Raw genomic sequence first — 11,970 nt, 5'->3', positions numbered from 1 at the left:
GTGGGAGTTGACGGACAGGTTGCCGGCGCGGACGGCCTGGGAGACGCGCAGGGCGCGGCCGAGGTCCCGTGTCCAGACGGAGCCGGAGAGACCGTCGCCGCCGCCCGGCCCGTCGCCGGCCGCCTCGACGACCTCGCCGACCAGCTGGGCACGGTCACCGAGGTCGTCACCGGCCTCGACATCGCCGACGCCACCGTCCGCACGGCCGTGCTGGAGCGGATCGCCGACGTGCTGGGCGGCGTCAACCGGGCGCGTGCCACCCTCGACGCCCGCCGCCGCGGCCTCAGGGACCACGAGGGACGCGCCGAGTTCGCCGCCGAGACGGCCCTGCTCGCCCAGGCCGTCACCGCCGCCCTCGCCGCGTCCGGCACGCCCGAGGCGTGCGACGACCAGCTCACCGCCGTCCTCGCCCGGCTGGAGGACCTCGACGGACGGTTCGCCGAGTACGACGGCTTCCTGACCGAACTCGCCGACAGGCGCACCGAGATCTACGAGGCGTTCGCCGCCCGCAAGCAGTCCCTGGCCGACGCCCGCGCCCGCCGCGCCGAACAGCTCGCCGTCTCGGCGGGGCGGGTGCTGGAGACGGTGGGCCGCCGCGCGGCGACGCTCGCCGACGCCGACGCGGTCACCACCTACTTCGCCTCCGACCCGCTGGTCGCCAAGGTCCGCCGCACCGCCGACGAACTGCGCGCCCTCGGCGACAGCGTGCGCGCCGAGGAACTCGACGGCCGGCTCAAGGCCGCCCGTCAGGAGGCGGCGCGCGCCCTGCGCGACCGTGCCGACCTGTACGCCGACGAGGGCCGCACCCTGCTGCTCGGCGGCCACCGCTTCGCCGTCAGCACCCAGCCGCTCGACCTCACCCTGGTCCCGCACGGCGACGGCCTGGCCTTCGCCGTCACCGGCACCGACTACCGCGCCCCGGTCACCGACCCGGACTTCGCCGCGACCCGCGCGTACTGGGACCGGCACCTGCCGTCGGAGTCGCCCGGGGTCTACCGCGCCGAGCACCTCGCCGCCCGTCTGCTGGCCGAGCACGGCCCGGCCGCCCTCGCCGCCGCCGACGACCTGCCCGCACTGGTCCGCCGGGCGGCGCAGGAGTCGTACGACGAGGGCTACGAGCGTGGGGTCCACGACCACGACACCACCGTGATCCTCACCGCCCTGCTGCCCCTGTACGACGGTGCCGGCACCCTGCGGTACGAGCCCGCCGCCCGGGCCGCGGCCCAGCTGTTCTGGGCCCACGGCACGACCGCCGAGGCCCGCACCGCCTGGACGCGGCGGGCGGTGTCGCTGGCCCGCGCCCGGGACGCCTTCGGGCCGTCCGCCGCGCTCGGCGAGCTGGCCGGCGAGCTGACGGCGGCGATCGGGGGCCGGCGCGCCGACGGGGAGGAGGAGCGGGCGTCTGCGGTCGTGCCCCCGGAGGAGGCGGAGGCCGCAGCCGCGTACCTCTTCGAGGAGCTGACCACCGGCGGCCCCGAGGGCTTCGTCCTGGGCGCCGCGGCCCGCACCCTGCTGGAGAAGTTCCGCCATGCCCTCGCGGGTTCGGACTACGACCGGGATCTGGAGGAGCTGTCCGGGCTGCGGGCGCGCCGGCAGGTCGTCCGGGCCTGGCTCACCGCCTACGCCGCCGCGAGCGGCAGCGACGCGGGCCCCGGCGAGCTGGCCGAGGCCGTCGCCGCCGAGCTGTGTCCCGGCCTGCCCCGCTACGACGGCGACGCCCCGCTGACCGCCACCGCCGAGGGGCTGCTCGGCGCCCACCCCCGGGTGACCGGCGGCCGTCTGGAGCTGCGGCTGGACGAGTTCCTGGCCCGCACGGCCCGGTACGCGGCGCACGAGGTGCCCGCCTTCCGCGCCTACCAGCGCCGCCGCGGCGCCCTGCTGGCCGCCGAGCGCGACCGGCTCCGCCTGGACGACCACCGGCCCCGGGTGATGCCGGCGTTCGTGCGGGGCCGGCTCGTGGACGAGGTGTACCTGCCGCTGGTCGGCGACAGCCTCGCCCGCCAGCTCGGCACCACCGGCGAGAGCAGGCGCACCGACACCGGCGGGCTGCTCCTGCTGGTCTCCCCGCCCGGCTACGGCAAGTCGACACTCATGGAGTACGTCGCCGACCGGCTCGGGCTGATGCTGGTCAAGGTCAGCGGCCCGGCGCTCGGCCACGCCGTCACCTCGCTGGACCCGGCCGACGCCCCGGACGCGACCGCCCGCCGCGAGATCGAGAAGATCAATTTCGCGCTGGCGGCCGGCAACAACACCCTGCTGTACCTGGACGACATCCAGCACACCTCGCCCGAACTGCTGCAGAAGTTCATCCCGTTGTGCGACGCCACCCGGCGGGTGGACGGGGTGTGGGACGGCGAGCCGCGCACCTACGACCTGCGCGGCAAGCGGTTCGCCGTGTGCATGGCCGGCAACCCGTACACCGAGTCCGGGGAGCGGTTCCGCATCCCCGACATGCTCGCGAACCGGGCCGACGTGTGGAACCTCGGCGACGTCCTCACCGGCAAGGAGGACGTCTTCGCGCTCAGCTTCGTGGAGAACGCCCTCACCGCCAACCCGGTGCTCGCCCCGCTCGCCGCCCGCGACCGGGCCGACCTGGACCTGCTGGTCCGGCTGGCCGCCGCCGACCCCACGGCCCGCGCCGACCGGCTGGCGCACGCGCTGCCGCCGGCCGAACTGGAGCGCGTGGTGGGCCTGTTGCGGCATCTCCTGGCCGTCCGCGACACGGTCCTCACCGTCAACGCGGCCTACATCGCCTCCGCCGCCCAGTCGGAGGCCGCGCGCACCGAGCCCCCGTTCCGGCTGCAGGGCTCCTACCGCGACATGAACAAGATCGCCCAGCGGCTGCGGCCGGTCATGAACGACACCGAACGCGAGGCCGTCGTCCACGACCACTACACCGCCGAGGCCCAGACCCTCACCACGGGCGCCGAGGCCAACCTCCTCAAACTGGCCGAGCTGCGCGGCGCCCTGACCGCCGTACAGGCCGGCCGCTGGGCCGAGGTGAAGGCCGCCCACGTCCGCGCCCGCACCCTCGGCGGCCCCGAGGAGGACCCCCTGACCCGCGCGGTGGCCGCCCTGGGACTGCTCGCGGACCGGGTCGCGGCGGTGGAGTCCGCCATCACCCGGACCCGCGCCGGCGGCCAGGAGCCCACAAGTCTTTGATCTTCGTTGACCGCGCGGGCCGCAGGCCTTCGCGCGCGGCCCGGTTTCAGCCCCTCCCTGGGGCTGAAACCGGGTTGAAGCCGTTCTGAACCGCCGCGGCCGCATGCTCCGGGACATGACGCCGACGAAGAACGAACTCGCGATCGCGGCCACCGGGCTGCGGAAGTCCTTCGGGGACAGGACCGTCCTCGACGGCATCGACATTCACGTGCCGGCCGGCACGGTCTTCTCCCTCCTCGGGCCGAACGGCGCGGGCAAGACCACGGCGGTCAACATCCTGACCACCCTCATCTCCGCCGACGCCGGGCGGGCCAGGGTCGGCGGGCACGACCTCGCCACCGAGGCCCAGGCGGTGCGCGCCGCGATCGGCGTCACCGGCCAGTTCTCCGCGGTGGACGGGCTGATCACCGGCGAGGAGAACATGCTCCTCATGGCGGATCTGCACCACTTCCCCAAGCGCGAGGGACGGCAGGTCACCGCCGACCTGCTGGAGCGCTTCGGCCTCACCGAGGCCGCGAGGAAGCCCGCCTCCACCTACTCCGGCGGCATGAAGCGCCGCCTCGACATCGCCATGACCCTGGTCGGCGAGCCGCGGATCATCTTCCTGGACGAGCCCACCACCGGCCTCGACCCGCGCTCCCGCCACACCATGTGGCAGATCATCCGCGAACTGGTCGCCGGGGGCACCACCGTCTTCCTCACCACCCAGTACCTGGACGAGGCCGACGAACTCGCCGACCGCATCGCGGTGCTGCACGGCGGCCGGCTCGTCGCCCAGGGCACCGCCGGCGAACTCAAGAGGCTCGTCCCCGGCGGGCACGTCCGGCTCCGCTTCACCGACCCGGCCGCCCACCGGAGCGCCGCCTCCGCCCTGCGCGAGGCGTCCCGGGACGACGAGTCCCTCACGCTCCAGATCCCCAGCGACGGCAGCCAGCGCGAGCTGCGCTCCATCCTCGACTGGCTGGACGCGGCCGGCATCGAGGCGGACGAACTGACCGTGCACACCCCCGACCTCGACGACGTCTTCTTCGCCCTGACCGGCGGCGCGGGCGTGCCCGACCAGACCAAGGAGAACGCCCGATGAGTGCCACCGGCCACGCCGTCCGTGACAACCTGACCATGCTCCGGCGCAACCTCCTGCACGCGCGCCGCTACCCCTCGCTCACCCTCAACCTCCTGCTCACCCCGGTCATCCTGCTGCTGCTCTTCGTGTACGTCTTCGGCGACGTGATGAGCGCCGGCATCAACGGCGGCCACGCGGACCGCGCCGAATACGTCGCCTACCTGGTCCCCGGCATCCTGTTCATGACCGTGGGCGGCACCGCGCTCGGCACCGCGGTGTCCGTGGCCACCGACATGACCGAGGGCATCATGGCCCGGTTCCGCACCATGGCCATCTCCCGTGCCTCGGTGCTGGTCGGGCACGTGGTCGGCACCGTGGTCCAGACCCTGATGGCCCTGGCGCTGGTGCTCGGCATCGGCGTCGCCGTCGGCTTCCGGCCGAACGCGACGCCGGTGGAGTGGATCGCGGCGGCCGGGCTGCTGGCGCTGGTCAGCCTCGCCCTGACCTGGATCGCGGTCGGCATGGGCCTGGCCAGCCCCAACGCCGAGGGAGCCAGCAACATCGCACTGCCGCTGATGGTGCTGCCGCTGCTGTCCAGCGCGTTCGTACCGCTCTCCGCCATGCCGGGCTGGTTCCGCTGGTTCGCCGAGTACCAGCCCTTCTCGCCCGCCATCGAGACCCTGCGCGGACTGCTGCTGGGCAGCCGGATCGGCACCGAGAACGCGGTGCTGGCCGTCGCCTGGAGCCTGGGCCTGATCGTGCTGGGTTACCTGTGGTCGAAGGCGCGGTTCACCCGCGAGCCGAAGCGGTGAGACCGGCGGCCGCGGCGGGGCCGGGCGGCCGCGGTCAGCCCGTGGCCCCCGCCGTCAGCTCGCGCAGGGCCGCGGCCCGCAGCTCCTCCCGCCCCAGGGCGGCGTACTCCGACCACGCGTCGGCGTACGCCGCCCTGTCGGCCTGTTCGGCGGCCTGCCGGGACCGGGAGGCGGACAGGCTGGGGAACTCCCGTACCACCGGCATCCGTTCCGCGAGCGCCACCAGCCGCACGGCCGCGGTGTCGCCCCCGGCCAGCCCGGCGAGGCCGAGCGCCAGCAGGACCGTCCCGTACACCGGCAGCTCCACCGGCGCGCCGATGCCCGGCCCGCCGGTCAGCAGCCCGGTCAGCCGCTCCCGCAGCTCGCCCGCCAGGACGGCGACCGGCTCCAGCCGGCCGGCGCGGGCGTGCGCGGCCAGCGCGGCCGACTGCACCTGCAGCACCCACGGGTCCACGAACGGATCGTCGGTGTTCAGCTCGCCGACCGCCCTGACCTGTTCCGCAGCGCGGCGCCACAGCCCGAGCCCGACCTCGGTCAGCCCGCGGGCCAGCGCGATCTCCGCGCGGGCCGGCAGATCGGGGGTGAAGAACCGGGCGGACTCCGGCTGCTGGTCCAGGGCGGCCAGACCCAGCCAGTACTCGGCCTCGTCGATCTCGCCCTTGTGCAGACAGGCCAGCACCAGCCCCCAGCGGATGCCGACCGAGTCCGACCAGTCGCCGAACGCGTCCAGCGCGCTCAGCGCGGCACGCAGATGCTCGTACGCCTCCGCGCCCCGCTCGGACTGCAGGCACAGCTCGCTGACCCGGCCGTGGCTGAGCAGATGCATGGCCGGGTTGTCCAGCGGGGCGAGCGCGTCGAGCATCCGGCGGGCGCTCTCCAGCGCCCGCCCGGTGTCGTGGCCGGCCTCCCAGACATAGCTGGCGACGCCCGCGGCGATGCCCGCCAGCATCGGTTCGTCGGCCTCGCACAGCTCCTGGAGCCGGGCGAACTCCGGCGGCCGCATCTCCGGTACGGCGCACAGCACGGCGGACAGCGCCCGCAGCAGCGTGTCCGGCGGGGCGGGCGGCAGGCGGCGCAGGGTCACCAACTGGCGTACGGCGTACGGTCCGTGTCCCATGAAGAGGCTCGCGGCGCAGACGGCCGCCGCGCTGCGCGCCGGCTCGACGTCCTCGGGTCCGGGCCGGAAGTGGGACAGCGGGCCGCCGGTGTCGGCGCAGAGCCCGGTGAGCCGGCCATAGTTGGACTCGGTGGCCCACAGCGAGGCCAGCACGGCGGTGACGGCCGCCGTCGTGGGCCCGTCGCCGCGGGCCAGCGCGTGGCGCAGGGCGAGGACGAGGTTGTCCTGCTCGGCCCGGATGCGCGTCCAGGCGGGCAGGGGATCGCCGCTGAACATCACGTCGTGGTGGGCGCGGCCCAGCTCCAGCGCCCAGGCGAGGAACCGGCCGGTCACCGCCTCCTCCTCGCCGGCCGCCGCCCGCTGCGCCGCACCGAACTCGCGCAGCGTCTCCAGCATCCGGAAGCGCACCCCGGCCGAGCCGTCCTCCACCTTGACCAGGGACTGCCCGGCCAGCTGCTCCAGCAGGGCCAGCGTGTCCCCGGCGCCGCCGAGCACGTACTCGGCCGCGTCCTCGGCGAAGCCGCCGGGGAACACCGAGAGCGCGCGCAGCGCCGCCCGGCCGTCCGGCTCCAGGAGGTTCCAGCTCCACTCGACCACGGCCCGGAGCGTGCGGTGCCGCTCGGGGGCGTCGCGGGCGCCGCCGCGCAGCAGCGCGAAGCGGTCGCGCAGCCGGCGGGATATGTCGGCCACGGACAGCACCCGCACCCGGGCCGCGGCCAGCTCCACGGCGAGCGGCAGCCCGTCGAGGTGCCGGCAGATCTCCGCCACCAGGCCGGCGGGCAGGTCCACACCGGGCCGGGCCGCCCGCGCCCGCTGCTCGAACAGCTCCACGGAGGTGGCCGCGGACAGCTCGGGCAGCAGGTACACGGACTCCGAGGACAGCCCCAGCGGAGCCCGGCTGGTGGCCAGGACCCGCAGCTCCTTCGACCGGGACACCAGGGCCTGTACGAGCCCGGCGGCGCCGGAGACGACCTGTTCGCAGTTGTCCAGCACCAGCAGCGCGGGCCCGGGACCGAGCGCGGCGACGATGCCGCGCACGGCGTCGGTGGGGCCGGCGAGCTGCCGTGCCTCGCCGGTGCCGACGGCCGAGGCCACCTCGCCGGCCACGTCGTCGTCGGAGGTGACGCCGGCCAGCGGGACGAAGTGCACCACCGGCTGCTCGGCGGCCCGGCTCACCGCGTGGGAGAGCCGGGTCTTGCCGAGGCCGCCGGGGCCGACGACGGTCACCACCCGGGCCTCGCGCAGCAGCCCGGCCACGGCGGCGACGTCGGCGTCCCGGCCGAGCAGCGGGTTCGGCTCGTGCGGCACACCGTGGCGGACCGGCGCCGCCTCCGACGTCAGCAACTCCTGGTACACGGACCGCAGTCCGGGCCCCGGATCGGCGCCGAGATCGTCGCGCAGCGCGCGCCGGTAGCCGTCGTACCGGGTCAGCGCGGCCGCCCGGCCCGCCGTGCCGGCCTCGCAGCGCAGCAGCTCCGCCAGCAGCTCCTCGTCCCGGGGGAGCTCCCGGTGCAGCTCGGTGAGCGGCGCCGCGGCCTCCTCCCGCCGCCCCAGCCGGGCGAGGGCGAGGGCCCGGGAACGCACCAGCGAGCGGTGCGCCCGGACCCGGCCGGCGCGCAGCGCCACCACCGGATCACGCAGGTCCTCCCCCGCCCCGGCGCCCACGCTCCCGTCCCACAGCGCCAGCCCGGCCTCGGCCCGGGCCAGGGCCCCCTCGTGGTCCCCGGCCCGGGCGCACCCGGCGCTCGCCGTCTCGTGGCACAGCAGGGCGGAACTGTCGACCTGTGTCTCGTCCAGCGCCAGCCGGTACCCCGTCGGCGTGCTCACGACCAGGTCGGCCCCCAGCTGCGCCCGCAGCCGCGACACCAGCACCTGCACGGCCTTGCCCGGCCGCTCCGGCAGTTCCTCCGGCCACAGCCCCTCCACCAGCCGGCCCGTGCTGCAGCCGGTGCGCAGCTCGTCCGCGAGCAGCGCCAGCAGCCCGCGCAGGCGGGGCGCGGTGATCTCCCGCCCGCGATGGGCGACTTGGGACAGCAGGGTCAACTCGGTGGTCACGTAGGCAGGTTAGCCACCGGGCGGGGCGGGCGGTCAGGCCGACGGGTGGGCGTGCTCCTCCCGCTCCGGTGAGCCGCCCATCATCCGGAGCATCGCCGGGCCGCCGGTGCGCAGGAAGCGGACGAGGAGGGCGGCGGCCAGCGCCAGGAAGACGAGGTTGAGCCAGGTCGTGTAGTTCCAGCTCACCCCTTCCTCCGGGAGCTTCGCGTCGGCCTGGTCGGGAATGAGGCCGAGGCCGCCGAAGGCGAACTCCACGACGTAGCCGGCCACCGCGATCGCGGCGAAGAAGGTGACCAGCAGGAAGGCCGCCATCCGGGCCCCGTAGTACTTCCGGTAGATGTTCAGGATCGGCAGGATCAGCAGGTCGGCGTAGATGAAGGCGATGACGCCGCCGAAGCTGATGCCGCCCTTCCACAGCACCACGGCCAGCGGCACGTTGCCGATGGAGCAGACGAACGTGGCGATGGCCACCACCGGCCCGGCCAGCGGCCCGATCAGCTTGGCCGCGAGCGGGTGCCCGGCCAGGAAGAAGGTGTGCCAGAACTCGTCCGGCACCCACGCGGCGATCGCCCCGGCGATCAGCAGCCCCGCCACCAGGTCGCGCAGGATCGCCGCCCACTCCATGACGAAGATGTGCGACACGGCCGTGAAACCGTCCCGGGACAGCAGCCGGCGGGCGAATCCGCCCTCGCCCGAGAGCGACATGTCCATCGCCGCATGCCCCTCCATCGAGCCCGCCAGCCCCCGGTCGGCCTGCTCCCGAGCCCGGCGCAGCAGCCGCTCGCGCAGGAAGACCCGGAACAGCACGGCGAGTACGACGATCATGATCGGGCCGCCGACGAACTCCGCGGCGGTGAACTGCCACCCCATCAACAGGGCCAGGATCACACCCAGTTCGATCACGAGATTGGTCGAGGCGATCTCGAAGGCCATCGCCGACGTGAAGTCCGCCCCCTTGCGGAACAGCGAGCGGGCGAGGGCGACCGCGGCGTAGGAGCAGGACGACGAGGCCGCGCCGAGCCCCGCGGACAGGGCGAGCGTGCGCGGCCGGTCGTCCCCGAGCAGCCGTACGACCGTCGCGCGGCGCACCACCGCCTGGACGACGGCGGAGAGGGTGAAGCCGAGGATCAGCGCCCAGGTGATCTCCCAGGTCATCGACCCGGCAATGGCCAGCGCGTGCCCGATCGCGTGCATGGTGCGCATCCCTTCGCCGTGGCGTACCGCCCGCCGACGACCGAGCATACCCCCCTAGGGTATTTCGTGAAGGGCTGCTGCGTCATTCACCCCGCTCGTAGTCCTCCCACGCCTGCCGCTGGATCTCCTCGGGGTCCGCGAGCAGCTCCTCCAGCGGCTGCCCCGGCCCGGGCGGGGGAGGGGGCATCGAGGTGAGGGCGTCGTACAGGTACCGGCACGCCTCGGCCTCGGTGCCGAAGCGCCGCAGGACGCGGTCCCTGGACCGTTGCCGCAGGCCGACGGCCCAGGTGTCCGCTTCGGGGCGCAGGAAGTAGTAGGCGTCCGGCTGGACGGTCACGTCGTGGACCCCGGCGATCTCGTAGAACGCCTCGGGGACGCCCGCCTCGCGCAGTCGTGCGACGAGTTCCGTGCCGTCCATCGGATCACTCCCGTCGGCCGGTTCAGGTCACCGGCAGCGCGTCCAGGAACTGCAGTCTGACGAGGTCGGCGACGGTCGGGTCCGTGACGTACTGCAGACCCAGGCCGGGCTGGCCGAACCAGGGCCGGATCGGGCCGGCGTGGACGGTGAACGGCTTGGCGACCCGGTAGAGGTGGTAGCTGAACGGGAAGTTCTGGACGTACGTGTCGAGGTTGCTCGGCGGGATCGCGCGCTTGGCGAACGGCGTGCCCGAGGGGGCGAGGAAGTTGCCGAAACCGCTGCCGAAGAGATCGACCAGCTGGCCCGCGCGGAGCGTCGCCCTGTGCTCGACCGGCATGCCGTTCCTCAGCACGAAGCCCTGGTTGTCCGGATACCACCAGCCCGACTTCCCCGTCATGGGGTCCGTCTGCCAGTAGCATCCGAGGAACCAGTTCGCGGACGTGTGGTCCGTGCGGTGATAGCCCTTCAGCATTCTGCCGAGGGCGCCGGTCTGGGGCAGGTACCGCGGCCCCAGCCGCCAGTCGCCCAGGTAGTAGCTCTGGTACGCCGTCATCGGCGCGGAGTTGCTTCCGCGGCCGCGGTGCGTGGTCGGGCAGTCGACGCTGTGGCCGGCCCGTGCGTGGTCCGCCTGGGCGGTGGCCGGGGAGATGCCGATCAGCAGGAGGAGCGATGCCAGAGCGCTCCCCACGAGGGCACGCAGTGCGCGCATCCGGTGTCCCTTCTCTTCGGACGTGTGACGGGACACAGTTCACGCCCGGCCTGTGCGGGACCGCGGAAGGCGGCCCGGCACATCACCCGATCCGATGACCCCCCGCTCCACCAACTGCGTCCGGCCGGGTCGGCCCGCGCGCGCTCGCCACTGCACCGGAGACGATGCACTGTGGGATATGTGGAATATCAAGAGAGATGGGCCGATATGTGGTCGCAGCGGCAGCGGAGTCACGCGCTGCTGCTGATCCCGATCGTGCTCATCGTGGTGATCACGATGGTGGACCAGCTGGTCCCGGCCGACATCCACCTGGGTCCGATGCTGGTCATCGCCCCCGCGATCACCGCTTCCTTCGCCGGTCCCTGGCTCACCGGGCTGATCGGATTCCTGGCCGTGGGGGCCCAGGCGTACATCGGCTGGCACTTCGGCGTGCTCCTCTCACGCAACGTGCTGGTGCAGATCCTCGCCCTGGCGGTGCTGTCGGCCTTCATCGTGTTCTTCTGCGTGATGCGCGAGCGCCACCGCCGTCAGCTGGCCCGGGTGCGCTCCGTCGCCGAGGCCACGCAGCACGTCCTGCTGTGGCCGCTGCCGGAGGAGATCGGCCCCCTGAAGATCGCCTGTCTGTACATGGCGGCCGAGGACGAGGCCCAGATCGGCGGTGATCTCTACGCCGCCACGCCCACCGACAACGGTGTGCGGGTCATGATCGGCGACGTACGGGGCAAGGGCCTGTCGGCCATCGGCGAGGCGGCCCTGCTGATCGGAGCGTTCCGCGAGGCCGCCCACCAGCACGCCGACCTGCCGAAACTGGCCACTGCCCTGGAGCAGAGCGTGGCCCGCAACCTCTCCAGCCTGGAGCCGGTGGAGGAGTCGGGGGAGCGGTTCGCCACCGCGCTGCTCGTGGAGGTTCCCGAGACGGACCACATCACCCGGATCATCAGCTGCGGGCATCCGCCGCCGCTGCTGCTGAGCCCCGGCAGCGCCGTCACGGTTCCCGTGCACCCGGCCCTCCCGCTCGGGATCAGCGGGGCGGCGGGAGGCTACGCCGTCGACGTGTGCTCCTTCCAGCCCGGGGACACCCTGCTGCTCTACACCGACGGCGTCATCGAGGCCCGAGACTCCGCCGGCGCCTTCTACCCGCTCGCGGAGCGGGTCGTCCAGTGGGCCGGCAGCGGCCCCGAGAAGCTGCTGCACTGCGTCCGGCGCGATCTCCTCTCCCACGTCGGCGGACGTCTCGACGACGACGCCGCGGTCATCGCCCTGAGCCGCGCCGCCGGTCCGCACCACGGCCGCCATCACCACGGCTCGGACGCGTAGGGGCCCCGCCGGCCGAGCAGGCGCGGGGGCGGGTGTGGGCGGCGGCGGTGATCGGACCGCAGGTGTAGAGGGCTCCGGCGGGCGGGGTGCCGAAGGCGGAACCGCCGCCGCGCCACAGCCTGA

Annotated in this window: 8 protein-coding genes; 4 read left to right on the top strand and 4 right to left on the bottom strand. The window is 74.1% G+C overall.

Annotated elements, in window-relative coordinates; translation table 11 throughout:
* The 3 genes from ACWEN3_RS06730 to ACWEN3_RS06720 form a co-directional block, all read left to right on the top strand.
* Window positions 1-3,162, top strand: a 3,162-nt coding sequence (locus tag ACWEN3_RS06730; RefSeq protein ID WP_452966542.1) for a DUF7902 domain-containing protein, incomplete at its 5' end; no start/stop codon positions are given.
* 115 nt (window positions 3,163-3,277) lie between these two features.
* Window positions 3,278-4,246, top strand: a complete 969-nt coding sequence (locus ACWEN3_RS06725) for an ATP-binding cassette domain-containing protein (RefSeq protein ID WP_452966540.1) — start codon at window positions 3,278-3,280, stop codon at window positions 4,244-4,246.
* On the top strand, window positions 4,243-5,037 hold the full coding sequence (locus ACWEN3_RS06720; protein ID WP_452966538.1) for an ABC transporter permease: 795 nt from the start codon (window positions 4,243-4,245) through the stop codon (window positions 5,035-5,037). Before ACWEN3_RS06725 ends, ACWEN3_RS06720 begins: the two co-directional genes overlap by 4 nt.
* A 34-nt stretch (window positions 5,038-5,071) precedes the next feature.
* Here ACWEN3_RS06720 and ACWEN3_RS06715 read toward each other — a convergent pair whose 3' ends face one another.
* The 4 genes from ACWEN3_RS06715 to ACWEN3_RS06700 form a co-directional block, all read right to left on the bottom strand.
* The gene (locus ACWEN3_RS06715; RefSeq protein ID WP_452966536.1) at window positions 5,072-8,209 is read right to left on the bottom strand and encodes an ATP-binding protein; all 3,138 of its coding nucleotides are present in this window, start codon (window positions 8,207-8,209) and stop codon (window positions 5,072-5,074) included.
* Window positions 8,210-8,242: 33 nt separating this feature from the next.
* On the bottom strand, window positions 8,243-9,403 hold the full coding sequence (locus ACWEN3_RS06710; protein ID WP_452966533.1) for a permease: 1,161 nt from the start codon (window positions 9,401-9,403) through the stop codon (window positions 8,243-8,245).
* An 82-nt stretch (window positions 9,404-9,485) separates the two neighbouring features.
* The gene (locus tag ACWEN3_RS06705; RefSeq protein WP_452966531.1) at window positions 9,486-9,821 is read right to left on the bottom strand and encodes a hypothetical protein; all 336 of its coding nucleotides are present in this window, start codon (window positions 9,819-9,821) and stop codon (window positions 9,486-9,488) included.
* A 22-nt stretch (window positions 9,822-9,843) separates the two neighbouring features.
* Window positions 9,844-10,530 (bottom strand): TNT domain-containing protein, encoded by a 687-nt coding sequence (locus ACWEN3_RS06700; RefSeq protein WP_452966528.1) that lies wholly within the window; start codon window positions 10,528-10,530, stop codon window positions 9,844-9,846.
* Window positions 10,531-10,737: 207 nt separating this feature from the next.
* On the opposite strand from ACWEN3_RS06700, the gene ACWEN3_RS06695 reads away from it, so the two are divergent.
* Window positions 10,738-11,847: a PP2C family protein-serine/threonine phosphatase gene (locus ACWEN3_RS06695; RefSeq protein WP_452966526.1), complete on the top strand. Its 1,110-nt coding sequence runs from the start codon at window positions 10,738-10,740 to the stop codon at window positions 11,845-11,847.
* Window positions 11,848-11,970: the final 123 nt, after the last annotated feature.

Source organism: Streptomyces sp. NPDC004561, from assembly GCF_053602155.1.
Note: the sequence above shows the minus strand (reverse complement) of the source record. Positions and strands in the feature narration are given on the sequence as shown.